The sequence below is a fragment of the Serratia sp. 121840015-1 genome (assembly GCF_053627655.1).
Window position 1 is genome coordinate 1,624,641 of sequence record NZ_JBSEYF010000001.1, and the last position, 25,753, is coordinate 1,650,393.

A 25,753-nucleotide genomic window follows, 5' to 3' on the forward strand; every position below is an offset into this window, starting at 1 on the left:
CATCCTCTTTTACCCGATTGCCGGTTATCCACAGCGGCCAAAATAACACACAACGTACGGCGTGAAAGCCCTGCGCTCTGCGCGGAAGCGGCTTTCTGAACGTCGGAAAAAAGGGGCCGCCTGGCCCCTTCACATTGTTCGTCTGCCTTCTTGCCTTGCTCTCATGCCGATTAATGTGGATTCATCGCGCCATAGTTCAACGGCTGCCAGTCGTAACCTTTCCCCTGTTTATTGATGTAACCAAGACCCGGGAAAGACAAATGCGCCCCTGCGACCAGCGCCCTTTGCTGCGCGAGGTCATCGAACAGCCGCTTGCGCTGCGCAACCGCGGCGGGGACGTCGATGTCATAGGCGATGGCGACATTCGGATCGGGAAACTGCACCGAGCCGACGTGGATCATATCCCCCAGAATCACCATCTTTTGCCCTTTGCTTTCGACGGCGAACACGCTGTGCCCTGGCGTGTGCCCACGCGTGTCGATAGCCGAAATGCCCGGGGTGAGCGCCTGATTGCCTTCAAACGTTTTGAGTTTCCCCGCCGTGACGTAAGGCTGCAATGAGGCGATGGCGGCATCGAAGAAACGTTTATCTTTCTCTTCCGCCTGCCGTTTTTTCTCTTCGCTCAGCCAAAAAGCGACTTCGTCTTTTTCCACCCAGACGGTGGCGTTCGGGAAGGCGAGACGCTTGTCCGCCATCAACCCGCCCACATGGTCGGGATGCAGGTGCGTTAAATAAATCTCATCCACCTGCTCCGCCTGATAGCCGGAAGCGTTCAGGTTTTTCATCATTTTGCCCAGCGCTTCGCCATGCAGCGCGCCGGTGCCTGCATCGACCAGAACCAGCTTGCTTCCGGTATTGATCAGGTAGGCGTTCACCGAGGTCGGTAACGGCAGCGACAGGTTGTTGGCCGCCATCGCCTTTTCAAGCTGCTGCGGCCGGGTGTTGATCAAGATTTTATCGGCGGGCATCGGGCTGATGCCGTCAGACAGGGCCGTCACTTCCACATCGCCCAGCATGATCCGGTAAAACCCGGGATTGTCTATTGTAGAAAAAGGCGCCGCGGCCATTGCAGCGGCAGAAAAAGCGGCGAAAAAGGCGCCAATAAGCAGATTGCGACGCATAGAAAACCTCATAACGATAAGAAAATACGGCTAAAAGCCCTGGGAATGCCCCCTGGCGATTTAAAACTCCTGCACGGTCGGCCTGATGACAATCTCACTCACATCCACGTCCGAAGGCTGCTCGATCGCATAGGCGATGGCGCGCGCGATGGCATCGGCGGAAATTGCCTGGCTCTGGTAGAGTTCGCCGACGGCCTGCAAACTTTCCGCATGCGAACTGCCCTGTTTCAGTTCGGTGTCGATCAGGCCGGGGGCGATCGTCGTGGTTCTGATCTTTCCGCCAACTTCGTGACGCAAACCTTCGGCGATCGCGCTGACCGCGAATTTAGTGCCGCTATAGACCGTGCCGCCGGGGCTGAACACCTTCTTGCCGGCAATGGAGGAAATGGTGATGTAATGACCGAATTGCTGCTTTTCGAACAGCGGCAAGGTTGCCGCGATGCCGTACAGCACGCCTTTCACATTGATATCGATCATCCGTTCCCATTCATCGACCTTCACGGCACTCAGCGGTGCGATCGCCATCAGCCCCGCGTTGTTGACCAGGACATCAATCTTGCCAAACTGCCTGACGGTCTGGGCGATCATCGCTTCGACCTCCTGACGCTTCGTCACATCCACCTGCAGCGCCAACGCGGTGCCGCCGTCGCCAACGATTTGCCGAACCAGCGCATCAAGACGATCTTTCCTGCGCGCCACCACCACCACCGTCGCCCCTTGCGCGGCCAGATGTAATGCGGTCGCCTCGCCCAGCCCGCTGCTGGCGCCGGTAATCACCACCACTTTGCCTGAAATACGGTTCATCTCTCGTTCCTCTTGTTAGGGTCAGTGCGAATACTTTATCCGCCGTTTCCGCCCGGTAAATGGAAGTGTTATGCTTTGAGAATTCCATTTTTTGGAACAAAGAGGTCAACGTGCAAAACAGACAAGAAGCCTTGCGCATTTTCTGCGCCGCCGCCGAGGAGATGAACTTTAAACACACGGCGACCAGGCTCGGCATTTCCCCGCAAAAAGTCACCCGAGCCATCAAAGAGCTCGAGTCGGTGCTCGGTGAGCAGCTGTTCCACCGCAATACCCGCAGCGTGAGAATCACGGATTTCGGCCTCGGCTTTCTTGAGCAGGCCAAAACGGCGATGGATCAGTTGAACAGGCTGTTTCAGCCGCAGGGGAAAGCGGCGGAAGATCTCGGCGGCGTGGTGCGCCTTACGGCGCCGCATACCTATGGCAGCGAGGTCGTCATGCCGATACTGGCGGAATTCGCGCGCCAGTATCCTGCGATTACGATCGAGTTCCACCTGTCGAATATCCACAGCGATCTGGTCGAAGAAAGAATTGATATCGGCATTCGCATCGGCTTTCTGTACGACCAAACCTGTATCGTTCGCCAGCCCAGAACCATGCCTTTCCATCTGGTTGCCTCGCCGACGCTGCTCGATCGCCTGCCGCCGCCGGAGCAGGTAGACCAACTCGCCCATCTGCCGATTGTCGCGCTGGTGAACCGCAAGACCGGGCGCTACTGGCCCTGGGAATTTAGCCAAAAACGTTATCTCTACCCGAAGTCCGCCGCCTTCGTCACCGACACGCCCGATATAGAGCGTAAAGCGGTGCTCGCCGGTTTAGGCTTTGGCCAACTGGCCGGGTATTTAGTTGAAAAACACCTCGCTGCGGGTGAGCTGGTAGCCGTTCTGCCGGGCGACGCCCCGCCGCCCTGGCCGGTCAACCTCTATCATACGCATCAGCACGCCTGCCCGGCGCGCGTGCGCGTGGTCTTTGACTATCTTTTCAATCAATTAAGCCAGGGCTAACCCCGCCTTGCCCACCCAATATTGCGCACTGCCGCCGGTGGTCATCTGCTCAGCTTTAGCGACACGTGGCAGAGTGCCAAGAGTTAAGCCTGTAGAACCAGCCTGGCGCTCGAGTTTTGATAAGCTGGCCTCTGCCTTTCCTGACTGTTTTTCCATATCCTCAAGAACAACAGATACCCTACGGCTCCCGGTGATCATTTTTGCAGTGTCGATATCGACCTGATAGACGAGGCTGCCGCCGTCTTGTTCTGACATTTAGTGTTCTCCGGGCATAAAAAAACCCCGCCGAAGCGAGGTTATAAATAATTTTTTCGAGAGAGATTATTTCTCTAGGTGGTCAGCTAAGCCATTCTTGATATTTTTCAAGATGTCTAACTTTTCGTTTTCTCTTTTTTCCAAAAACTCAGCAATCACCCCAGTCATAGCAACTAAGGTGCCGATAATAGCCGTTGCACTACCTGCAATTGTGTAAATCTCTCGGTTTGCCATCAGCCCACTGTTGTAAACCTTATCAACGTAGCCAACAGTAACTTCCATGCCGATAGCGTAACCAACAGTAATTGCACCAACTAAAATCAGCAGCCCACCAATCAACTTAAGCATTTCGTCCTTTTCCCATAGACAAGTAACAAGTCGTTACATGGTAACAGAGAGCATGAAGTAGGCAACGAAAAGCGGTTTTCGCCCGCGATTTGTCGGGCTTTTCCCTGGAATCAAGTGTGGTCAGCGTGACAACATGGCTTCTGACTAAATAGCTATGAGGTCACTATGCAAAAGAAAATGTTGATACTGGCTCTGGCGGCAGTCGTGCTCGCGATAGCTTTTAACCCTGAGTTCATAGCGAATTTTGGGAGTGATATACCATTAAAAAAACACTAATGCCAGAAAGCAAAAATCCCACTCAAATGGGCTTTTCTCTGTTAGTAATTTCTCTCAGCACGCTTCATCAGTCTGTCTTGTGGTGATTGCGTTTTGGTAGACAGAGGAGCAACAAACTCCTTCCACTCTTTGCTGTCTTTCTGAGCAGACGATTGTTTGCTATTCAATTGATAATCATCGTTCTGGCCTGCACATCCTGATAGAACTATCACACCCAGGGCAACCAATAGTGACTTTTGCATCTCTACATCCTTATAGTAACAATCAACCAGGCAAATGATAACGAATCTCACTTGCTGGGTAAAGCACCCCCTAGAAAGCAAAAAAACCACCTCATCGGTGGGTTTGTTTACTATTATCCTTCAGCATCAAAGACGGCCTGCAGCCCATAGTTAATGCTATCACGCAGATGGTTGGTATCGGCCGTAACGATGAAGAGTAATGCTGCTACAAGACAGGCCAGGTAGTTTTGATTGGTTAACAACGTTACGATTTTTATCACGGTCCCCCCTCTGATTTTTGATTGAGCGTCACACTGCCGCCGGCATGCCGGCAATAAAAAAAGCGGCAATATCCGCGATATCGCCGCCTTTAATCTGCACGCCGCCGTGGCGGCCGCGATGCGCTACTGCTTGCGCTGCTCCGCCACCTGTTTGGCGGTGACGTTGCCCTGCTTATCGCCGAAGTGGCCGACCACGAAGTTGGCGACCGCCGCCACTTCCTCGTCGGAATAGGCGCTGCCGAACGCCGGCATCATTTCATGCCGATCGCCGATGCTGATGCTCGTCCCCTTCAGGATGGCCTGCACCACGCTGCGCCCCTGCGGATCGTTCACCGCCGTGCTGCCTACCAGCGACGCGTACTCGCTCTGGCGGCCCGGCCCGTTCCACTGGTGGCAGCCGCTGCAGTCGTTGGCGAACACCCGCCGGCCGAGCGAACTGTCTTGCCCGCCCGGCAGGATCGGTGTGGAAGCCCCCGCGCCCTTCGGCTGCAGGTTCACCGCCGCTGCGCCGTCGCCGGCGATCGGTTCGATATCGCGCAGGTATTTCACCAGCGCCAGATTGTCTTCCGGCGTCAGGAACTGCAGGCTGTTTTCCACCGCTTCCGCCATCGGGCCGGCGGCGCTGCTGCGCCCCGGGGCATGGCCGGTGGCCAGATATTGCGACAGCTGCTGGTCGCTCCAGCCGCCGATGCCGGTCTGCTTATCCGGCGTGATGTTGGCGGCGAACCAGCCCTGCACCACTTCACCGCTCAGGTGCTTGCTCTGGTTGAGGCCGAACCCCAGATTGCGCGGCGTATGGCACTCGCCGCAGTGGCCGAGCGCCGTCGCCAGATAGGCGCCGCGGTTCCACTGCTCGTCCTTGTTGAGATCCGGCGCAAAGCGCTGCTCATGGAAGAACGCCAGGTTCCAGAATTTCATGCCCCAACGCTGGTTGAACGGGAACGACAAATCGTTTTGCGGGTTGGCCTGCTTCACCGGCGGCAGGCTGAACAGATAATCCTTGATCGCCAGCACGTCGTCGCGGCTCAGTTCGGTGTACGAGGTGTACGGCATCGCCGGATACAGGTTGCCCTGCGGGCCGATGCCCTCACGCACCGCACGCACGAACTGATCGTCGCTCCAGTTGCCGATGCCGGTCTCCTTGTCGGCGGTGATGTTGGTGCCGTAAATGGTGCCGAACGGCAGTTTGAAGGCGAAGCCGCCCGCATACGGCGTGCCGCCCGGCGCGGTGTGGCACGCCACGCAGTCGGCGGCGCGCGCCAGGTACTCGCCGCGCGCCAGTTTATCGGTGATGCCGGCCGGCGCCCCGGCGATCGGCGCCGCAGGCTCCGCGCCGGTGGGCCGCAGCAGCGTGTACAGCGCGTATCCTCCCGCCAACACCACCACGGCGATAATCAGCCATAACAGCCCTTTCAAGGCATTGCTCATCGCATCTCTCCCTAACCCAACGCCTTGGCGGCCTGGTGGATGGCGGCGCGAATGCGCACATAGGTGGCGCAGCGGCAGACGTTGCCGCCCATCGCCGCGTCGATGTCCGCATCGCTCGGATCCTTGCTTTGCGCCAGCAGCGCACTGGCGCTCATAATCTGGCCGGACTGGCAGTAGCCGCACTGCACCACATCCAGATCAAGCCAGGCTTCCTGCACCGCCTTGCCTTCCGGCGTGGCGCCCACGGCTTCGATGGTGGTGATTTTTTTGCCGACGGCGGCGGAGACCGGCGTCATGCACGATCGTACCGGCACACCGTCCAGATGCACGGTACAGGCGCCGCACATGGCGATGCCGCAGCCGAACTTGGTGCCGGTCAGGCCGGCTTCGTCACGCAAAAACCACAACAGCGGCATGTGCGGATCGCCCTCGAAGGTCAGCGGCTGCTCGTTTACGGTTAATTGAATCATCAGGTTCTCTCCTTGTCAGACGCCGGGTTCGCGGTAGGATTATGCAGCGGCAGGCTCAGCGAGGTGCGCGGCCGCCCGAGCAGCGCCAGCGCGTTGCCGACCGCCGGGGCGATGGTCGGCACCCCCAACTCGCCCACGCCGGTCGGTTTCTCGCTCGAGGGCACGATGATCACCTCGATCTCCGGCATCTCATCGATGCGCAGCGGGCGGAAGTTATTGAAATTGGACTGTTCGACCACGCCATCTTTCAGCGTGATATTGCCGTACAGCGCCATGCTCAGGCCGTAGCCGATGCCGCCCTCGATCTGCGCGCGGATCACGTCGGGGTTCACCGCCACGCCGCAGTCCACCGCGCACCACACCTTGTGCACTTTCGGGATGCCGCCTTCGCCGATCGAGACCTCGGCCACCTGCGCCACATAGGTATCGAACGCCTTGGCGACGCCCACGCCGCGCGCGCGTCCGTCCACCACTTTCGCGCCCTGCCAGTCAGCGGCTTTCGCTACCGCGCGCAGCACGCCCGCCGCACGCGGCGCATCGCCCATCAGCGCCAGCCGCCCTTCGACCGGATCCTGCCCGGTTTCCTGCAACAGCTGATCGATAAAGCTCTCCACCGCGTGGCCGGTGTGGGTGCTGGCCACCGACCGCAGCGAGGTGGTCGGCACCTTGCCCGGCACGATGTGCGCATCGCAGCGGAAGGCTTCGAAGGTGTATGACACCTCACTGGCGCCCTCGACCATCATCTGATCGAGGCCGTTGACCACCAGCGCATCCATCGCGCTGTGGCGCGTCCAGGAATGGCCGACCACGGTATCGGTCCAGCCCACCACCTTGCCGCCGCGGATGGCCCCGCGCAGGCGGTGCAGGATCATCGGGCGATACCAGCCGTTGCGAATGTCGTCCTCGCGCGTCCATACCACCTTCACGCCGTGGCCGGGGCCGATGCCCTTGGCCGCCGCCGCCATGTCGGCCGCCAGATCCGGCCCCAGCGTCGGGTTGCCTAAATCGATGCGCCGGCCGAAGCTGCCGCCCGCCAGAATGGTTTCAATCTGCACCTTGTCCGGCGGCAACTCGAACAGATCGCACAGCTGCTTGTGATCGAGCGTTTGGATTTGGCAGCCGTAGCGCGCCTTGACGCTCTCGCCGTCCCAGAACAGATAGCCGTCCAGCGGCTCCATCGGCGCGTGCGCGACGTACGGGAAGGTGTATTCGGCCTCGATCACCTTGTCGGCCTTGTCGAACACCTCGTCCGGCTTACCGAGACTCTTCGCCACCACGCCGGTTTTCTGCGCCACCTGGCGGAATTCGGCGTAGATCTCCTCGGTGTTGCGCCGTTCGGCCTGCGCGTCGTCCCACGTCACCTTCAGCCGCTCCCGCCCCTGGATCGCCGCCCAGGTGTTTTTGGCGTAAACCGCCACGCCGGTAGCGATTTGCTTCACCGCCACCACCCCCGGCACCGCCAGCGCTCGTTCGGCATCGAAGGTCGCCACCTTGCCGCCGAAGCGCGGCGGCTTCTTGATGGTGACGGTCAACATGTCCGGCTCATGGATATCCTGCGAGAACTGCGCGCTGCCGTTGGTTTTCGCCAGCGAATCGACGCGGTGCAGGCCGCGCGTTTTGCCGATCAGGGTGAAATTGGCCGGATCCTTCAGCGTCAGGCTGGCGGGATCGGGCGGCGGCAGCGTGGCGGCCAGCGCGGCGAATTCGCCGAAGCCCGCCTCGCGCCCGCTGGCGGCATGGCGGATCTTGCCCGCCTGCACGGTAATTTCCTGCGCCGAGGTTTTCCAACTCTGTGCGGCGGCCTGCACCAGCAGCGCACGCGCCATGGCGCCCATGCGCCGCATCTGCTCATAGGCATTGGCCACCGAGCTGGAACCGCCGGTGCCCTGGAATCCGAAGGTCAGGTTTTTGTAGATATTGGTGTCCACCGGCGCGGCGACGACCCGTACCTGCGCCCAATCGGCATCGAGCTCTTCGGCGACCAGCGTCGCCATGCCGGTATAGACCCCCTGGCCCACTTCGGTGTGTTTACTGATCACGGTGACGACGCCGTCGGCGCCGATCTGAACGAAGGCGTTGGCGTCAAACGCCGCCGCGCCGGAGGCGGCCGGGGCAGCCGAACGCGCCAGTGCGCCGGTGGACGGCAGATAGGCGCCGATCACCAACGCCCCGGCGCCGACGATAAACCGCCGCCGCGAAAGCGGAACTTGGGATATGCTCATTGCTCATGACTCCAAAAAAGCCGAAGGCGTCACTGCCTTCGGCGAAACAAATCTTGTTATGGAATGGCTTGTCGCACCCGTCAGGTGATATAGCGCAACAGAGCAATAATTAGCGTAGCCTATTATCCAGCAGGCCTAATCTTGATAAGGGATTTTTCGTTGAGAAATCGTGCGGTGCGGGCCATCGGCGCCAGGCGGCCGCTGGGCGCGTCTTTAAATGCATTTGTGCTATAAATGAAACACTTCCAATCTCTATGAGCCTTACCGCTATGTCGGAACACAAGAAATTTCGTCTGTATCGGCCGCTGCAAGGGTTAAGCCATACCTTTGGCGATCAATGGTTTGCCCTGAAAGCCGAAGCGTTCGCCCGCTTCTTCGGCACGCCGACTTTTTTGGTGGGACAAACGGTGGTGGTCGGCGTGTGGATCTATCTCAACCTCGCCGGCTTCACCAAATTTGACCCTTACCCCTTCATTCTGCTGAATCTGGCGTTCAGTCTGCAGGCCGCCTACGCCGCGCCATTGATCCTGCTGGCGCAAACCCGCCAGGCCGAGCGCGACCAGGCGCATGCCTTGGCCGATGCCCGGCACCGGGAAGATCTGGATGAGGCGATGGCACAGCGGCAAACCCTGGCCGAACGGCAGTCCGAACAGCTGCTCGAGCTGCTGAAGCAAAATACGGAATTAACCGCCCTGACGAAGCAGATGGCCGAGCGCATTGAAAACCTCACCCTTCAGCTCGCCAACCGCGAGCGCCTGTAACGGCGTTATCCCTCAGTTCTGCGTCGTCGCCAGATAGGAGAAGACGCTGAGCAGGTTGATTTGCGCCGCCATGTTGTCGCTGTCGAAGGCCACGGTCAGCGCGTCCTGGCGCTGCACGCCGGGCACCAGGCTGAACAGATCCGCCAGCACCGGTTTGGCCGCCATCAACGTCAGCCGATAAGGCGGCATGAAGCGGCGTTCCACCGGCAGCTTCCCGCCCTGGCGCACCTGTTGCATCGCCCGTTCACGGATCTCGGCGCGCGCCCGCTGCGGGCTGAGCGATTCGGCGGCGGTTTGCGAGATGGCGCGCTTCACGCACACATAGCCGGACTGAGGATAACGTTCAGCAATCCAGCGTTGCAGCTCGTCGTCACCGCTCACCAGCCACAGCGGCACGTTCAATTCGGCCGCCGCCGCTGCATACAGATCGCTTTCGCCCACCGCTTCGCCGTTCAGGCTGACGCGGTAAAAGGCCCGGCCGTTGATGGTGTGCGCCAGCACGCCATGTTCACCGGCAGCGCTGTGGTAGCCGATAAACATCAGGCCGTCGTAGCGTTGGTGTTGCAGCCCTTCCACCATCGACAGCCCGCGCGGTTTGCCCTGCACCAGCCGCGCGCGCCCATCGATGCGATCGGCGCGCAGGTTCTGCATCATGGCGTGGCTGTCGGCCACCGTCACCTCGGTGGCCCCGCCGGCGAAAGCGCCGTCGATGGCGGCGTTGACCTCCTGCTCCATCAGTTCACGCGCCGCCGCATAGTCGGCGTGGGCCGGGTTGCACTGCTCCGGCCGCATCACGCCGGCAATACCTTCGATATCCGCAGAGATAAAGACCTTCACATCACACTCCCGTTATTTAATTTGCCGCCGCCAGCCGGTCGAGCAGCGGGCCCAGCGCTGCGCGCGCATGCTGCTGGAAGCCGCTGACGCCTTCGGCGCTCAGCAACGCATCCAGCACCGCGTATTCGGTGGCGTCCGCCGCCGCCGCAAACAGCGGCTCCAGCCTTTCGTCCGGCAGCGTGGCCCCCAGCAACCGGGTGGAAAACGCCAGCGCGATATCGCCGGAGCCGTGTCCCCAATGGCTGCCCACCCGCCCCAGGCCCGCGCCCGCTCTGCGGGCGATGCGGTTCAGCTGGCGACTGTCCAGCGCGCGATCGCAGGCGATGATGATAATGACCGAGCCGGCGTCCACCTGCGGCGGCGGATCCGCCAACAGCTTGCCCAGCGCCGGGCCAACGCGCACGCCGCTCAGCGTCAGCGAGTCGAGGGTGCCGAAGTTGGCCAGCACCAGCACGCCGAGCATGGTGCCTAACCCCGGGCAATAGCGCGAGGCCGTGCCGATGCCGCCCTTCAGGCCGAAGCTGCTCATGCCGCGCCCGGCGCCGACGCTGCCGCGCGCAAAGCGGGTGGAATGGTTATCCAGCGCGCTGAAGACGTGCTCCTCACGCACCGCCATCGCCTGAATATCGTTGAGGTAGCCGTCGTTGCACTCCAGTACCAGCGGGTTGATGGTGGCGCTGCCGCGGCCGATCTGTGGGTAGCGCAGGCAGCTGCGCCGCACCATGGCGTTGAACAGCGTGCCGACGGCGAAGGTGTTGCTCAGCAGAATAGGCGTCTGCAACTCCCCCAGCTCATTCAATTGCACCAATCCCAGCGGCTTGGCGAAGCCGTTGAGCACCGCGCTGCCGCACGGCAGCGGCTGGTTGAACAGATCGCCCGGCGGCACGATGGCGGTGACGCCGGTCTGGCATTCGCCGTCGGTCAGGGTGTGATGCCCAACGCTGACGCCCGGCACGTCGCACAGGCTGTCGGTCGGCCCGGCCGGATAGCGCGCGCCCGGCAGGCGGCGATGGCGCCGCCAATAGCTCAGCAGATTGTCGAGGCTTTGTTGTTCAAACACCTGGCTGTCTGTCATGGTTCCCTCATCTGCCGTTAGCCCATCAGAAAACCAGAATATCGCGCAATGCGCCGCGCCGTAAATTGAAAACCGGAGCGGGCAGAAAAAATAGCCTGGCCCCATCACCGTTCATTGCCTGCACCACTTTTTTGCCGCCTCTACGGCCAGGGCGACGCCGCTATCGAGTGAAACAACGGGTGTTGAAAGCGTGCAAGCGCTGCGACCTCACGCACGGCAAAGGCAGGGTCATCGCCCACGGCGGGTATGAAGAACGGGAGAGCAAAATCGGCGAAGGCCTCCTCTCCGGCATACAGGAGACCATTTGAGGTGGGCCGCAGGCCTGAGCCTTATTGGGGTTTTAGCGGGCAATCGTAACCGAAACGGTGTAAGCGGCCAGTGCCGCTGGTGATATCACGTCCCCTCATTGGGTTATCATATTATAACCTGGTGAGAGAGCTGATTATCACCACTCATCATGTGCCTTATTTTTAACCAAAATAAATTACCCGATCTGCCGACGCAATGGTCGTTTCACGGTGGGCAATGATCACCTTCGTGATATTGAGTCTCTTGATGGCCTGATTCACCACAGCTTCGCTCTCCTTATCCAGCGCGCTGGTGGCCTCATCCAGGAACAAAATCGCCGGCTTCTTGTAAATCGCCCGGGCAATGAACAGGCGTTGCTTCTGCCCGCCGGACAATCCTTCCCCCAGTTCGCCGATCGGGGTTTCATACCCCATCGGCATACGCATAAGCACATCGTGCAGATAGCTGGCACGGGCACAGGCCTCCATCCAGGCGTCGTCCACCTCGTCCGCGAACCCGCAGATATTTTCCCGGATCGAGCCGGAGAAGAGCTTGTCGTCCTGCATCACGCAGGCGATCATCTTGTGGTAGTTGTTGACGCCAAGCTGCCGGATATCGACGCCGTTCACCTCAACCCGCCCTGAGTCCGGGGGAAACAGCCCGCACAATACTTTCATCAACGTGGTCTTGCCAGCGCCGGATGGGCCTACGATGGCCACGCTCTCGCCCGGCGCCACAGTGATGTCCAGGCCATCAAAGATGGCCGGTGACTGGCTGTCGTAACGATAACTCAGGGCATGGGTCGTCAACCCAACGGGTTGCAGGCCCGCCGTATAAGGATGGTCGGGTTTACGCGCCTCCCTCGGATGCAGGGCGATATCGGCAATGCGCTCGTTATGCAGGTTCATCATGCGCAGCTGCAGCAAAAACTCTGTCAGCGACCCGATGCGGTCGGAAAACTGCCCGCGAAAGGCGCCGAACGCCACGAACATGCCGAGGGTCATCTGGTTATCGATCACCAGACTGGCTCCCAGCCAAAGAATAACGACCTGATCGCAGGTGGCAATGAAGGTGTTGATCCCGCCAAACAGCATGTCCATGCGGGTGACCCGGATACCGGTATTGATGGTGTCGATTTCAAGGTTGAGCCAGTGGGCAATGCGACGTTCCGCCATGCCCTGCATTTTGACGGTGGCGATACCATACAGCGTCTCCATAAAATACGAGCTGGCCCGAGCCTCTCTGACCAGCGCTTCTTCGGACAGTTGGCGATAATAGCCGTAGGTCAGCAGCCGCATCAGCACGTAGAGCGCGGTGAACGCAATCACCACCCAGGTCAACCAACCGCCATACAGCACCATCACCACCAGCACGCCGATCACCATGATGCCGTCCATGATGGCGCCGATAATACTGGTGGTAAAGGTGCTGCGCAGCGTATCCAGCGAGCGGAAGCGTGACTGAATGTCACCCAATTTGCGTCGTTCAAAGTAGCCCAGCGGCAGGCGCAACAAGTGGGTAAACAACCCGGACTGCCACTGTACGTTGATGAGCGTCGACATGACCAGTCCGGACCATGCCCGCACCATACCAATGGTGGCCCGTAACAGGATGAACATCATCAGTCCGGCACAGATGAGCGTCAGCAATCCACGATCCCCGGCGGGAATAGCGTGGTCCATCACTAATTGTGTGCCGATCGGCATCACCAGGTTGATGGTTTCGAACACCAGAGACAGGCAAAATATTTTGCCGAGCGCCCCCTTAAGACCGTGTACGCTGCCAATCAGCGTGCGCAGGTGAATGCGATGGCGGACGCTGTCGGCGGTGAAGGCGCTGCCGGGCCAGGCCTCAAGCGCCACGCCGGTGAAACTGTGCGACAGTTCCGTCAGGCTGACGACCCGGCGCCCCCGCGCCGGATCATGCAGCACCGCGCGGTGACCTTTGATACTGACCAACACCACGAAATGGTTGAACTCCCAGTGCAAAATACAGGGGAGTTTCAGCGCGCTGAGCTCGCCAATATCAAGTGATAGAGGGCGAGTGGCCAGTCCCAGCTGTTCGGCTATACCGGTTAACCCGGTCAGCGTGGCGCCGCGGGTTGACAGGTTGAATTGCCGACGCAGCGCGATAAGGTCAATGTTTTTGCCGTAGTGGCCACAAATCATCGCCAGGCAGGCCAGCCCGCACTCCGATGACTCGGCCTGGTGCACCATCGGGACCCGATGGCGCAGCCGAAAATCCAGCTGTCTAACCTGCTGTTTGAACGTGGGCTTACTCATCGACCGGCCCCGTCGCGCTGTGCTTCATGTCGTAGAACGGTGACAGCATCCACTGATAAATCGTCCTTTTTTCCAGAAACAAAGTACTTTGCGCTGTCATGCCGTTTTCCAGGCTCAGACGTTTACCGTCGTAGGCAATGGCCTGTTTCTCCGGCATAACAATCACCTTGTAGTACGGTACGGCGGCGGTCAGTACCGCTTTAGGAGCCCCTTGGTAGGTCAGCATTTCCTGAGGCGAAGCCGGGACTTTGGAGATAACAGACACGGTGCCGGCGAACTGGCCAAATTTTTCCGCCGGAAAGGCGTCATAGCGCACATTGACCTTATCTCCGGCGGTAATGTAAGGGATGGCGTCGTTGGGCACCCAAAGCACCAGAGCATAGTGTTCGATATCTTGAGGGAGTAGCTGCAGCAGGCTGTCGCCTATGTTGACCATCTGACCGACCGTGACGCTCAGAGAGTCGACTCGACCGTCGGCCAGTGCGCGGATGACGATGGCCCCGCCGGCATCAATGTTCAGTAGTTCTTTTTGCAACTCGTAGCGCTGCAACTCCATCTGGTAAATTTGGTTGTCGAATTCGGCGGCCTGGGTTTGAATCCGGCTTTCCAGCGCGGTGATCTGCAGCGCATTCTGTTCATTCTGGCCAGACAGACTCAGCAGATTGTTGTGTTGTTGGTAATACAATGCCACCTGGTTGGTGAGCTGATCCTTGTTGATCAGCCCCTTGGTCTGATAGTGCCGGTAGTTCTCCATGTTTTCCTTTGCGATACGTATCCCTTCCTGGGCGCGTTCGAGGATAACGGTGGAGCGGGAGAACGCGGCGGTATATTGCGCCTTTTGTTTTTCCAGCATGGTGAGCGTGGCCTGCTTGCTGCTTTCCAGTCGGCTGATAATTTGTGCAATGCGCGCCTGTTGGCTATTGATGTCCCGACGTTGGTTGTCGCTGACCACACCGCTATGGGTACTCTTGCTGACGTCGATCTGGTAAATGGGCGCGCCGGCGGTGATCACCTGCCCTTCGGTGACAAACTGTTTGACCACCACCCCCTGGACGGCGGAATAGACGTTAGCGGCGCGCGGATAGGTGCTGATCTCTCCGGTCACGTTGACCCGTCGGGTATAGGTGCCGGCGATCGCGAAAGTGAGAAAGGCAATGAAAAAAAACAGGCAGAGCCCTGCTGTGAGCCAAAAGGGAATGCCGGGCAACAGCAATGCCCGCCCACGCCATTTCATTTTCTGACTATCGATCGCTTCCTGGCGAAACATGCTCAGCGTCCCTTAGTGAAGCATCATGAAAAAATTCACACGCTAGTAGATTGACAATAACCCAGCGAAACTTAAATCACCTTGCATCCAAAGCTATTTTTTATTTTCGCCATGTGGAATAGGCGCCATCAGGTGTATCTATGTTGTGTTGGAATAGTGCAATGCCAAAATCAGAATTTTGCATGCACTCTGCTATAACATGTGGTTCAACTGAATATTCAATATTGAATAATTTATAAGCCAATCCCAATAAAACCTCGACAATTAATCCCGGACCGGTTAAGACCGGAGTCACACAATAGCTCCTTGTTATTAACTCGGTCCGCCATGTTAAAATTCTGGTCAGGTAACACGTGGTCTTATCATCAACGTAACAATCAAATATGCAATTATTTTTTTCCAAAAAGCGATACCTTTTCTTCATGGCCCTAAGGATAATCCTTATCGCTTTTGATTTTTGATGAGAAGATATGAAATTATTAAAATAAACACCTTTAAATCTTCTGACCGATCCTAGCGCCAACAAATTTTTATAAACGTATGTTTCCCCCAATGGCAATATCATATCCATAGAAAAATCAGATAGATCCTGTTCGATAAGCCGTTTTATTTTTTCAAACCCAACAACATTTACTCCTGGCTCATTCTCATCACAGCCAATCACTACTTCAGACCGTAGCTCTTCTGAATTTATCTTTTTTAAAAAACAGATGATCTTAAATAAGAGAAGCGAGTCACTCTCGATAATGCCCTCCTCTTCTATATGCTTATTTAACCCATGATATATGTTATCAGTGTATGGGAGTGTGTCAACATCGACATAAGTTCCACCATATTGGTAGATAATTAAAAGCCTGATGATGTCGCTTGCACTGGCAAGATTACACCTTAATATAATCTCATAATAATAATACTTAATGAAATCGTCAGAACCGTTGCAAAAAAGTTCCGTTATACTCTTTTTTATAAAGCCCCTGCAATCAAACCATGCGCCTTCTATAGCCATTGGCTGTCTTTGATAAGGGATCTCATTCTTTATCAAAAAATCAATAACTAGCTCATCAAAAGAAAAGCCCTTCTTTATTTTGGGGTATATATAATTAAAAGCTGAGTTTTTTATTTTTAACTCAACACTTGCTTTATTTTTAATTTTTTTTGCGTTGACTAAATCTTGTATGGCATTGTTTAGTAAATGACACAGTGAAGAGTCTTTGTCATACCAAAAGAATATCTGCTTATCTTTATTCGTTTTTTTCCATATGTCGATATAATGCGTATTTACTTCATTTAAGTCACCGATCCATACAAAATGCAGGATGTTTGGAACTGATAACCTTTCTATCTTTGGCAAATCAACACCCAATACGCCATGGTCCATTTAAATCACCACGCAAAATATAGTATAAATAACTTTAATGATTCAATACTGATTATGGCTCAGCTAAATAAATAAACCATGACCATAACAATGACGCAAATAGAACAGAGCAATAAATCACCAGAAAAATTTTTCAGTGAATCTAAATAGTCATTGCTGTTCTTATTTAGTTTGTTAATGGCATCGTTCTCGTTCTCAGCGTCTACTTCAACATGATGTTTTCTGAACCCCTTCTGCTTCATATCTTTAATTATTGCTCGTGTCACCACTTCCTTTCTCAGCACCCTTGATTCATCGCTCTTTATAAAAACAACATATTTATTCATCATATACCCCATAAAAGCACAGAATTTTACTTCTGTGCTGGGATTGCAACTGTTAATTAACGTTTGGTTCCGGATTCTCTGGTCTCTCTCGGTCCAGTGCCATTGCCGCCATACCCATTTCCTGTAGAACTGCCATTCCCCCAGAAACCACTGGCGCCGGAACCGCTGCCATAAGGGCTGTTTTTTGACAAGAATGACTGAAGCCCGCGGTCACCGCCGTTATTTCCACCACGATCTGAAGAACCAGAGCCTCCGTTATCAGACGATCTTTTTCCACTCCCATCGCGATCCTGCCATCCCCCCGACACCGCATCGAATTGGCTACTTAAAATTTCCTTCATAAATATTCTCCTATGGGTTTACTGGTTTTACAGTCATTAAAAATAGCTGTAGTAGCAAAAGTAAAACACACTAATAACAATCCATAACCATCCTGTATTTCAGTATTAAAAACAATAAGCTAAGTGTGTTCTAAATATTGCAACCCATCATATGGGAATAAAATACAGAATAATATACCTGACCTAATTACACATAAGTGCTATCGATTTAATTAATTGAACGCCAAACAATCTCAATTCCCAAGATTAATAACCCGATAAAGAAAAGGCGGCGAAAAATCAGCGGGCTGCTGTGACGACGCACGATCCCGCCCAGCCACATGCCGCCCAGCGCCGGCAGCAGCGCCAGCAGCGAACCGCCGAGCAGCGCGCCGGGCAGCGCCTGATGCCAGGCTAATCCGGCGGCCAGCGCCAGCGTCGAGACGGTGAACGACAGCCCCAGCGCCTGCACCAGATCGTCACGCGCCAGGCCCAAGGCGTTCAGATAGGGCACCGCCGGTATGACGAATACGCCGGTGGCGCCGGTCAGCGCACCGGTCACCAGGCCGCACAGCGGCCCCAGCCAAGGCTCCGCCGTGGCGGAAACGCGCCAGTCGAAACGGGTGAATCCCAACAGCGCATAGCCGATCAGGCAAACGCCCAGCGCCACCGGCGCCAGGCGGCCGTTGGTGGCGGTGAGCGCGCCAGCGCTCAGCAACGTGCCCAGCGTGACGCACAGCATCATCGGCCAGAGCCGGCGGCACAGCGCTCCCAGCCGCGGCCCGCACAGCAACTGCCACAGATTGGTGACCAGTGAAGGTAACAGCAGCAGCGCGGCGGCCTGCCCCGGCGGCATCATCAGGCTGAGCAGCCCCATCGACACCGTCGGCAAGCCCAGGCCGATCGCTCCCTTGACCGTGCCGGCCAGCGTAAAAATGCCCGTCAGGGCGATAATCTCGAGTAACGTCAGCGACATGCGTCTATCCTTATGGCAATCAACGGCCCGATTGTGGCCGGCGGCGCGGCGCGGCACAATGCGGCAATGGCAGAGCCTGCCTGCGGCAAAGACAGAGGAAGAACGCATGCATTTTGACTTTATCGATCTGCGACTGTTGGCGGCGGTGCTTGAGACCGGCAGCATCACCGCCGGCGCCGAGCGCGTCGGGCTGTCGCTGGCCGCCGCCAGCGCACGCATGCGCGGGCTGGAGCAACAGGCCGGCGTGGCGTTGCTGACGCGCAATCCGCGCGGCGTCCAGGCGACGCCCGCCGGTGAACGCCTGTTGCAACACGCGCGCGTGCTGCTGCAACAGCGCGACCGGCTGCGGGGCGACATGGCCGAGTTCGCGCCGGGCCAGCGCAGCCAGCTGCGCATCGTCGCCAATACCGTCGCCGCCGACGCTTTTCTGCCGGAGCTGCTGGCGGATTTTCTGGTGCTGCACCCGCACACCGACATCGCGCTGGAGGAGCTGCCCAGCCCGGTCATCGCGCAGGCGATCGCCGAACAGGCGGCGGATATCGGCATCGTGGCGGATCACGCCGATCTGCGCGGGCTGGCAAGCTATCCCTTCCGGCAGGATCGTCTGGTGCTGGCGCTGCCGCCGGAGCATGCGCTCAGCGGCCGCCGCACGGTCAGCTTCGCGGACACCCTGTCTTTTGAGTTTATCGGCCTGCCGGAAGAGAGTGCGCTGCAACAGCATTTGGAACGGCTGGCGATACGCAGCGGCGGCCCGATGCGGCTACGGGCGCGCGCCGCTAATTTCGACGCCATCTGCCGCATGGTGTGGCGCGGCGCCGGGCTGGCGGTGGTGCCGGAAGAGAGTGCCCAACGCCATCCGCAGATCCGACACGGCGCCCTGCCGCTGACGGACGATTGGGCGACCCGGCGCCTGTCACTGGTGGTGCGCGAATGGGCGCTGCTGCCGCTGCCGGCGCAGCGGCTGGTGGCGTTCCTGCGCCAGGGGGAAGGCGGTATTACAGGTGATCGTTGAACCAGGCGATCTGACGGCCGATAATGCCGGCGAAATGCGGGCCGGCGTACATGTCATAGTGCTTCGCATTCTGCTCGACATGCAGCGCCTTCTTCGCGCTGCCTACCGCCTCATACAGCGCGATGCCCTGCTCCGGCGGATTCACGGTATCGCCGCCCGCCACCACCACCAGTACCGGGCATGTGACTCGCGCCGCATTGTCACGCGGCTGATAGCGCAGCGTTTCGCGCACGGTCAGGAACGGGATCTTGATGTCCATCGCCGGGTAACGCGCCTTGTTCTCCTCGAAGAACGCCTTCGACTCGTCATCGCTCAACACCCGGGTGACGGCGACAAACATCTCTTTGCCAGTGGCCTGCTTCTTCTCCGCCATTTTGTCCAGCGTGGCGATGAACGCCTGTTTTTCGTCGGCGGCCATTTTCCCCGTCACGATGGTTTCCCCGTCGGCGAAGGCCAGCTGGCTAACGACGCACTTGATGGCCGGCTCGGCCGCGGCAGCGCCGAACACGTGGCAGCCGCCAAACGACGTGCCCCACAGGCCGATGCGCTCGCTGTCGATCTGCGGCTGCGTTTGCACCCACCGGCTCACCGCCAGGATATCCTCAATCTGCAGCGCCGGTACCAGCCGCCCGCGTTCGCCCTCGCTGGCGCCGAAGCCGCGATAGTCAAACGTCACCGCCGCAAAACCGGCGTTGACGAAGGCTTCGGCAAAGGCCGGCAGCAACAGCTCCTGAATGCCGCAGAAGCCGTGGCACAGAATAATCGCCGGAACCTTGGCCGGGTTATCAGGTAAACGAACTGTTACGGCCAGGCCGCTTTCCATTTTATGCGTGGTTAATGTCATGTTAACTTCCTGTTTTTTATAGGTAAGGTAAAAATCAGGCTAACATTAATCCCCGAATGAGCGCCGCCAGTCAATAACCCAATGTAACAATTTACAATGTTAATGATTCCCCGGCTCCGCGCGCAGCCGCGCCACCTGCGCCTCCACGTCGCGCCAGGCCGGTTTGTCGCCGGCATAGCGTTGGCGCAGATAATTCACCAACGCCGTCACCTGCCGATCGGAAAAGCTGTCCTTAAAGCCCGGCATAAAGCCCAATTCGGCGGTGGCCGGTTTGGGGATCCCTTGCAGGATCACTTTGATCAGGTTATCAGGGCGATCGCTGAAGATATTGGTGTTATTGGCCAGATCCGGGCTAACGCCGAACAGCTGCGGCCCACCGGCAGCGGCGCTGTGGCAGGCCTGGCAAGCGCCTTGGAACAACCGCTCGCCGGCCAACTGCCCCGCCACCGGCAAGGCGCGGGCCGCCAACTGCGCCTGCGGCTCCACATTCAGCGTCGCCTTGGTGCTCAGCGACATCACATAGTTGGCCATCGCCCGCAGATCGCTCTGCGGCAACGTCGCCAGTTCGCTGACCACCGGCCCCATAGGCCCGGCCGCCACGCCGTGCTCGGCAGAATGCCCGCTGCGGAAGTACTGAAACAGCTGCTCCTCGGTCCAGGGCTTGTCCGCATTGGCCAATTGATTCAGCGCCGGCGCTTCCCACCCGTCCACCATCCCCCCCGCCAGGAAAGCCGCGCCGCCCTTTTCTGCCCCCAGCAGATTGCGCGGCGAATGGCAGGCGGCGCAGTGGCCGAGCCCGTTGACCAAATAGGCGCCGCGATTCCACTGCGCGCTTTGTTGCGGATCGGGTTGAAATTCCCCCTGGCGCAGGAACAGCGCGTTCCAACCCGCCATCAGCGGCCGCAGGTTAAACGGGAAGCGCATCTGATTGGCCGGATTGCTCTGGCGCACCGCCGGTTGCGACATCAGATAAGCGTACAGCGCCTGCATGTCGCCGTCGGTCATTTTACTGAATGCGGTGTAGGGAAATGCCGGATACAGATGGCGGCCGTCGCGGGCGATGCCCTGGCGCATCGCCCGATCGAACGCGGTAAATGACCAGTTGCCTATGCCGGTTGCCACGTCCGGGGTAATGTTGGTGCTGTAGAGCGTGCCGAACGGCGTCGCCATCGCCAGCCCGCCGGCGTTGGTCGCTCCTTCCGACGCGGTATGGCAAACCGCGCAGTCTCCGGCGGCGGCCAACTGGCGGCCGCGCTCCAGCGTGGCGGCCGACCAGGTGCCGGCGCCGGGCGTCGCCACCGGTGCGATCTCCGCCCGCCATGGCAGGGCGCTGCCCGCGATGCCCAGCACCGCGCCGAACAGCCCCGCCGCACCGCCGAACCACCATTTGCCGCGCTTCTTTTTCTTGGGCGGGGCGGCCTGCCGCTCGGCGTCCGGCCCGTTCAACGCCTCTCGCAGCTTATCCGAGGTGATCGGCAGCTCGCGAAAACGAATGCCGGTGGCGTCGAACACCGCGTTGGCGATGGCCGCCGCGCTGGGCACCGACGCCGACTCCCCGGCGCCCAGCGGCGGATCGTAAGGGCGCGGCATCATCACCACGTCCACCTCCGGCACCTCCGGGAAGGTCAGGATCGGGTAAGCCCCCCATTCTTTGGCGGAGACCGTCGATTCCTCAAAGGTCACGCGCTCTTTCAACACCCGGCTGGTCGATTGCAACACGTTGCCGTGAATTTGGTGACGCACGCCGTCCGGGTTGACCATCATGCCCGCGTCGTGGCTGACCACGATGCGCGTCACCGCCACTTCGCCGCTGGCTTTGTCGATCGCCACGTCGGCCACCCAGGCGGCCCAGGCCGCGCCAAAGCCGGGAAACTTGCTGTGGATGTAACGGGCGTAGGCAAAGCCGCGCCCGCGCAGCACGCCGTCTTCCGCCGGGGTCTGCATCGGTTCGGTATGCGGCGTCCAGCCGGCGCGCTCTGCGGTGCTGCGCATCAGCTCACTGGCGCGTTCGTCATGGATATAGCGCAGCCGGTATTCCAGCGGATCGACGCCGGCGGCGTGGGCCAGCTCATCGATATAAGATTCGTGGGCGAAGGTGTTCGGCAAGGCGGAAACGCCACGCATCCAGGAGGCGCGCACGATCGGCGCCATGTCTTCGATGCTGACACGCAGCGCCGGATACTCATAAGGCGGCACCGAGGTGCGGTCGCCCATTTCATAGGCCACCGGCAGCGGCTCGACCCGACCGGTCAGCAGTAGCGCCAGCGTCGGCGCGCCGTTGGAAGGATAATAGGTGCGAAAGTCGTAGGCGACCGGGTGCCCGGCGGCGTCCAGCCCGCCGTCCACCTCCATCAGCTGCGCCGTGCCCTTCGGTTCCCACACATGTTCTTGTTCGCGGGTCAGCTGCACCCGCACCGGCCTGCCCACCGCGCGCGACAGCAGCGCCGCGTCGGCGCAGACGTCATCGGCGCAATTGCGGCCATAGCAACCGGCCGCCTCCATGCGAACAATCTCGATCTGCGCTTCCGGGTATTCCAGCAGCCAGGCCAGATCGGCGCGCAGCAGGTGCGGGTTCTGGCTGCCTGACCAGACCTGCAGGCGCTCCGGCCGGTAGTCCGCCAGCGCGCAGGAAGGGCCAATCGAGGCATGCAGCTGATACGGCCACAGGTAGCTGCGGGTGAAACGCCTGTCGGCCGTCGCCAGCGCCGCGTCCACATCGCCGGTATCGTGCACCACCCGGGTCGAGTGCGGGTTGTCGCGCAGCGCCTGCGCCACGTCGGTCATCTGCGGCAAATTGCGCCGCCAGTCTTTCCAGCTGACCTGCAGCGCCTGCGCTGCCTTGATCGCCTGTTCTTCGCGCTCGGCGACAATGCCGATGAAATCGCCGATCACCACCAGTTTGACGATGCCGGGAATATGCGCGATCGAGGTTTCGTCCACCGCCAGCAGGCTGGTGCCGACAAATTCGCCGCTGTCGTAACCGGCATAGGGCGGCCGCACCACCCGGCCGTGCAGCATGTTTGGCAGGCGCATATCGTGTACGTAGGTGGTTTCGCCGGTCGCCTTGGCCGGAATATCGACGCGCGCGGCGCTGGTGCCCACCAGGCGATACTCCGTCTGAGGTTTCAGCGGCGCGTCGCCGGAAATCGACAGCTCGACATGACCGCCGGCCACCAGCTCGGCGTAGCTGAGCGCCTGCCCCTGCGGGCTGCGGATCACGCCCTCCTCCAGCGTCAGCTGTTCCACCGGCGCATCGAAGCGCTGCGCCGCCTGGCGCAACAGCCAACGGCGCGCTTCGGCGGCGGCGTTGCGCAGCGGCACGGCGGAGATCTGCAGCGTGGCGCTGGCGATGGTGGCGCCCTGATTCGGCGCGCGCTCGGTATCGCCCAGCACCATTCGCACCTGATCCATGCGCAGGTACAGCTCTTCGGCGACGATCTGGCCGAGCGCGGTGCGCACGCCGGTGCCGAGATCGACATGGCCGTTAAAGGCATAGATTTCGCCGCTGCCGCACAGGGCGATAAACAGCCCTTGCTCCCTGGGCTTCAGCACCGGCGTTTGCCCTTTGGGCACCGGCCCCGAAGGCGGTTGCACGATGTCGACGATCAGCAGCACGCCGTCGCGCTGCAGCAATTCGGTCTGGCTCGGCGATGAGGGACGGGAATCAGTCATGAGCGTGGGCGTCCTCATCGCGGCAGAGAATGATGGCGCGCTGAACCGCACGCAGGATTTCGAGATGGGTGCCGCAGCGGCACAGGTTGCCGGACAGCGCCTGACGGATCTCCGCCTCGCTCGGGGCGGGATTGCGATCCAACAGGGCTTTGGTGGTCATGATCATGCCGTTGAGGCAGTAGCCGCATTGCGCCGCCTGCTCTTCGATAAAGGCACGCTGCACCGGGTGCAGGCGCTGGCGATCGCCAAGGCCTTCCAGGGTCACGATCGCCCGGCCGGACACGCCGAGCGCCGGGATCACGCAGAAGCGCGCCGCCACGCCGTCGATCAACACGGTACAGGCGCCGCATTCGCCCAGGCCGCAGCCGTATTTCGGGCCGTTGAGCGCCAGATCGTTGCGCAGTACCAGCAAGAGCGGCGTATCCGCCATCACCTGCGCATGAAGCTGTTCGCCGTTCACCGACAGCATCAGCGGATGCTCCGTCAGCGTGGTGTTCGCGCCTTCCCTGGGCGACTGCACTTCAGATATCGCCATTGTTCGCGTCTCCGCCTGCACTTGATGGTCTTATGGGCTGGCCTCTCGCCACCGACCACCAGGCAACCGACGTTGCGCGGGCGAATCAGCCGGTGGGCGGATCTTCCAGCATTTTATTCAGCAGGAATATCAGCGCTATCCGTTCGGCCGGGTTGAGCGTTCCGAACGTCAGCTCTGTAATTTTCGCCGCCTGCGGCACCGTTTCCGTCAGCAGCACGGCGCCGGCGTCGGTCAGGCCGACCACCACCTTGCGCCGATCCACCGGATCGGGCGTCACAGTGATCAGATCGCGCGCCTTCAGCCGCTCGACGATGCCGCGTATGGTGGCCTGATCCACCGCCGTCACCTGCACCAGCTCGGTCAGCGAGCTCGGCCCCATATCGCGCACCGCGCACAGGGTGATGAACTGCACCGCCGTCAGCTGCGAATCGCCGACGTTTTGCTGGAAAATCGCCAGGTGGCGCTGATAAACCTTGCGCAGCAGGTGCCCAACTTGCTCGGTAAAATGATAATTTTCGGGTTGGCCGCTCACGGCTGACGGGTATTCGGGGGGCGTCATTGCGTTACTCTCACCATCTATGGAATCCACGAGAATAGTACAAACCCCCGCCGTTGGCAGCAACGATTAAGCCCGGCGCACGCGCGAGGCCTCCGGCGCCACCACTTCCCCGTCCGCCACCACCGTTTGCCCGTCGAGGCGGATGTCGCAGCGGCGCAGCGCGATATCCATATGGCAAGGCGTTTTGCGCGTGCCGCCCACTTCGGTATTCGGCCCGGTGGAGAACAGGAAGTTGCCGTAAAACGCGCGCGCGTCCATGCACATGCCGTCGTTCTTGTCGTGCAGGCCCATCGCCGTCCACTGGGCGCGCGGCTGCAGGCCCCAGCCGATGTGCGAGATGCCGTACACCTCCGGAGCGTCAAAGTATTTCATGTATTCGCGCAGGTATTCCGCCTCGAAACCGCCGTGAATGCGGGTAACGAACCCTTGTTCGATCTCCAGCGTGATGCGTTCGCGCGCGTAGCTTTTAAACGGCAGCAAGATATCGCCGACCTCCAGCACCAGCACCCCTTCCGCCTGTTCCTCATTCGGCCAGGTGAACAGGAAGCCGCTCGGCCAGTGATCCCAGCGCCCCGGTTCATCGGCATAGCCGTACTCGGTCACCGTCGGGTATTGCCCGAGCGGCGCGCGGAAATCGCTGCCGGCGGCGGAGGTCACCTGCATCAGCTTCGCCTGCTCCAGTACGGCGGCGGCGGCCAGCACCCGCGCCTTGTCCTCGGCGTTGGGCAACATACGCGCCAGCACCTCCGGCGGCTCCACCGCCAGCAGGATGCGGGTGCCGGTTTTCAGGATCTGCTCCTGCTCCGGCGAATGCAGCAGCATCATGGTATCGACGATCAGGTCGGCGGCCTCCAGCGCACGCTGCGCCGCCAGGTTGCCGGTCAGCGCGGTATCGCCGCAATAGGCGGTCATGTCGTTGCCCATCGCCCGCGGATGGTTGAACGCCGGCAGCTCGACGGCATACACCCTGGCGCCCAGCCGCAGCGCCGCGTCGGTCGCGGCGCGCACCGTGCGCGCATCAGAATAATGGCTTTTCAAAATCGCCACGCTCTGCGAAGCATCGACCTTCGACAACGTAAGCACCTGCTCGAACAGCTGTACCAACTGGGTTTCATTGACCGCCATGGCCTGTCTCCTGTCTCGTCAAGGGTGACCGACGCCCGCAAGGCGGCGGTGATTTTTCAAACAATTTAA

The 25,753-nt window shown here is 59.6% G+C and carries 25 protein-coding genes; 3 read left to right on the forward strand and 22 right to left on the reverse strand.

The window, feature by feature from the left end; all coding sequences use genetic code 11:
- Positions 1 to 170: 170 nt before the first annotated feature.
- Complete coding sequence (locus ACUXAC_RS07800; RefSeq protein ID WP_259677961.1) at positions 171 to 1,016, reverse strand: MBL fold metallo-hydrolase; 846 nt, start codon at positions 1,014 to 1,016, stop codon at positions 171 to 173.
- Between the two features lie 165 nt (positions 1,017 to 1,181).
- A complete protein-coding gene (locus ACUXAC_RS07805) occupies positions 1,182 to 1,925 on the reverse strand; it encodes an SDR family oxidoreductase (RefSeq protein WP_159317992.1) in 744 nt (247 codons plus the stop codon).
- Positions 1,926 to 2,035: 110 nt separating this feature from the next.
- Here ACUXAC_RS07805 and ACUXAC_RS07810 point away from each other — a divergent pair, with 110 nt between their 5' ends.
- The gene (locus tag ACUXAC_RS07810; protein WP_454266582.1) at positions 2,036 to 2,926 is read left to right on the forward strand and encodes a LysR family transcriptional regulator; all 891 of its coding nucleotides are present in this window, start codon (positions 2,036 to 2,038) and stop codon (positions 2,924 to 2,926) included.
- On the opposite strand, the gene ACUXAC_RS07815 is transcribed toward ACUXAC_RS07810, so the two are convergent.
- From ACUXAC_RS07815 to ACUXAC_RS07845, 7 genes are all read right to left on the reverse strand, one after another.
- Entirely contained in the window at positions 2,912 to 3,181 is a 270-nt protein-coding gene (locus ACUXAC_RS07815; RefSeq protein ID WP_454266583.1) for a hypothetical protein, read from the reverse strand. The two genes, ACUXAC_RS07810 and ACUXAC_RS07815, sit on opposite strands and share 15 nt — an antisense overlap.
- 66 nt (positions 3,182 to 3,247) lie before the next feature.
- Entirely contained in the window at positions 3,248 to 3,529 is a 282-nt protein-coding gene (locus tag ACUXAC_RS07820; RefSeq protein WP_060419045.1) for a hypothetical protein, read from the reverse strand.
- 317 nt (positions 3,530 to 3,846) lie between these two features.
- A complete protein-coding gene (locus tag ACUXAC_RS07825; RefSeq protein WP_089185938.1) occupies positions 3,847 to 4,047 on the reverse strand; it encodes a lipoprotein in 201 nt (66 codons plus the stop codon).
- Positions 4,048 to 4,160: 113 nt separating this feature from the next.
- Positions 4,161 to 4,307 (reverse strand): hypothetical protein, encoded by a 147-nt coding sequence (locus tag ACUXAC_RS07830; RefSeq protein WP_157800470.1) that lies wholly within the window; start codon positions 4,305 to 4,307, stop codon positions 4,161 to 4,163.
- 123 nt (positions 4,308 to 4,430) lie between these two features.
- Entirely contained in the window at positions 4,431 to 5,735 is a 1,305-nt protein-coding gene (locus ACUXAC_RS07835) for a cytochrome c (RefSeq protein ID WP_060419047.1), read from the reverse strand.
- An 11-nt stretch (positions 5,736 to 5,746) separates the two neighbouring features.
- Positions 5,747 to 6,205, reverse strand: a complete 459-nt coding sequence (locus ACUXAC_RS07840) for a (2Fe-2S)-binding protein (protein ID WP_038880659.1) — start codon at positions 6,203 to 6,205, stop codon at positions 5,747 to 5,749.
- Positions 6,205 to 8,427 (reverse strand): xanthine dehydrogenase family protein molybdopterin-binding subunit, encoded by a 2,223-nt coding sequence (locus ACUXAC_RS07845; protein ID WP_038880657.1) that lies wholly within the window; start codon positions 8,425 to 8,427, stop codon positions 6,205 to 6,207. Before ACUXAC_RS07845 ends, ACUXAC_RS07840 begins: the two co-directional genes overlap by 1 nt.
- Positions 8,428 to 8,696: 269 nt before the next feature.
- Here ACUXAC_RS07845 and ACUXAC_RS07850 point away from each other — a divergent pair, with 269 nt between their 5' ends.
- Complete coding sequence (locus ACUXAC_RS07850) at positions 8,697 to 9,188, forward strand: DUF1003 domain-containing protein (protein ID WP_171555241.1); 492 nt, start codon at positions 8,697 to 8,699, stop codon at positions 9,186 to 9,188.
- A gap of 12 nt (positions 9,189 to 9,200) precedes the next feature.
- Here the strand turns inward: ACUXAC_RS07850 and ACUXAC_RS07855 are convergent, their stop codons facing one another.
- From ACUXAC_RS07855 to ACUXAC_RS07890, 8 genes are all read right to left on the reverse strand, one after another.
- A complete protein-coding gene (locus tag ACUXAC_RS07855; RefSeq protein WP_060419052.1) occupies positions 9,201 to 10,025 on the reverse strand; it encodes a M55 family metallopeptidase in 825 nt (274 codons plus the stop codon).
- 16 nt (positions 10,026 to 10,041) lie between these two features.
- Positions 10,042 to 11,100, reverse strand: a complete 1,059-nt coding sequence (locus ACUXAC_RS07860) for a P1 family peptidase (RefSeq protein WP_049199395.1) — start codon at positions 11,098 to 11,100, stop codon at positions 10,042 to 10,044.
- Positions 11,101 to 11,570: 470 nt separating this feature from the next.
- The gene (locus ACUXAC_RS07865) at positions 11,571 to 13,670 is read right to left on the reverse strand and encodes a peptidase domain-containing ABC transporter (RefSeq protein WP_159317988.1); all 2,100 of its coding nucleotides are present in this window, start codon (positions 13,668 to 13,670) and stop codon (positions 11,571 to 11,573) included.
- Complete coding sequence (locus ACUXAC_RS07870; RefSeq protein WP_102984733.1) at positions 13,663 to 14,937, reverse strand: HlyD family secretion protein; 1,275 nt, start codon at positions 14,935 to 14,937, stop codon at positions 13,663 to 13,665. The genes ACUXAC_RS07865 and ACUXAC_RS07870 overlap by 8 nt, the downstream gene beginning before the upstream one ends.
- 100 nt (positions 14,938 to 15,037) lie before the next feature.
- Entirely contained in the window at positions 15,038 to 16,315 is a 1,278-nt protein-coding gene (locus ACUXAC_RS07875) for a TcdA/TcdB catalytic glycosyltransferase domain-containing protein (RefSeq protein WP_454266584.1), read from the reverse strand.
- Positions 16,316 to 16,374: 59 nt separating this feature from the next.
- On the reverse strand, positions 16,375 to 16,641 hold the full coding sequence (locus tag ACUXAC_RS07880) for a hypothetical protein (protein ID WP_038880676.1): 267 nt from the start codon (positions 16,639 to 16,641) through the stop codon (positions 16,375 to 16,377).
- A 56-nt stretch (positions 16,642 to 16,697) separates the two neighbouring features.
- Positions 16,698 to 16,982, reverse strand: coding sequence for a hypothetical protein (locus tag ACUXAC_RS07885; RefSeq protein WP_154618163.1), 285 nt, complete (start codon positions 16,980 to 16,982; stop codon positions 16,698 to 16,700).
- A 208-nt stretch (positions 16,983 to 17,190) separates the two neighbouring features.
- Positions 17,191 to 17,937 carry a sulfite exporter TauE/SafE family protein gene (locus ACUXAC_RS07890; RefSeq protein WP_336948073.1) on the reverse strand — a complete coding sequence of 249 codons (747 nt, stop codon included), beginning with the start codon at positions 17,935 to 17,937 and terminating at the stop codon, positions 17,191 to 17,193.
- A 106-nt stretch (positions 17,938 to 18,043) separates the two neighbouring features.
- Here ACUXAC_RS07890 and ACUXAC_RS07895 point away from each other — a divergent pair, with 106 nt between their 5' ends.
- Complete coding sequence (locus ACUXAC_RS07895) at positions 18,044 to 18,949, forward strand: LysR family transcriptional regulator (protein ID WP_100396367.1); 906 nt, start codon at positions 18,044 to 18,046, stop codon at positions 18,947 to 18,949.
- Here the strand turns inward: ACUXAC_RS07895 and uilS are convergent.
- The 5 genes from uilS to ACUXAC_RS07920 form a co-directional block, all read right to left on the reverse strand.
- Complete coding sequence (uilS, locus tag ACUXAC_RS07900; RefSeq protein ID WP_197861895.1) at positions 18,933 to 19,793, reverse strand: UilS family quorum-quenching N-acyl-homoserine lactonase; 861 nt, start codon at positions 19,791 to 19,793, stop codon at positions 18,933 to 18,935. The two genes, ACUXAC_RS07895 and uilS, sit on opposite strands and share 17 nt — an antisense overlap.
- A 99-nt stretch (positions 19,794 to 19,892) precedes the next feature.
- On the reverse strand, positions 19,893 to 23,465 hold the full coding sequence (locus ACUXAC_RS07905) for a molybdopterin cofactor-binding domain-containing protein (protein WP_454266585.1): 3,573 nt from the start codon (positions 23,463 to 23,465) through the stop codon (positions 19,893 to 19,895).
- On the reverse strand, positions 23,458 to 24,000 hold the full coding sequence (locus ACUXAC_RS07910) for a (2Fe-2S)-binding protein (RefSeq protein WP_454266586.1): 543 nt from the start codon (positions 23,998 to 24,000) through the stop codon (positions 23,458 to 23,460). The genes ACUXAC_RS07905 and ACUXAC_RS07910 overlap by 8 nt, the downstream gene beginning before the upstream one ends.
- 85 nt (positions 24,001 to 24,085) lie before the next feature.
- A complete protein-coding gene (locus ACUXAC_RS07915) occupies positions 24,086 to 24,559 on the reverse strand; it encodes a MarR family winged helix-turn-helix transcriptional regulator (protein ID WP_033634451.1) in 474 nt (157 codons plus the stop codon).
- Positions 24,560 to 24,625: 66 nt separating this feature from the next.
- Positions 24,626 to 25,684, reverse strand: coding sequence for a 2,5-dihydroxypyridine 5,6-dioxygenase (locus ACUXAC_RS07920; RefSeq protein ID WP_454266587.1), 1,059 nt, complete (start codon positions 25,682 to 25,684; stop codon positions 24,626 to 24,628).
- Positions 25,685 to 25,753 lie beyond the last annotated feature (69 nt).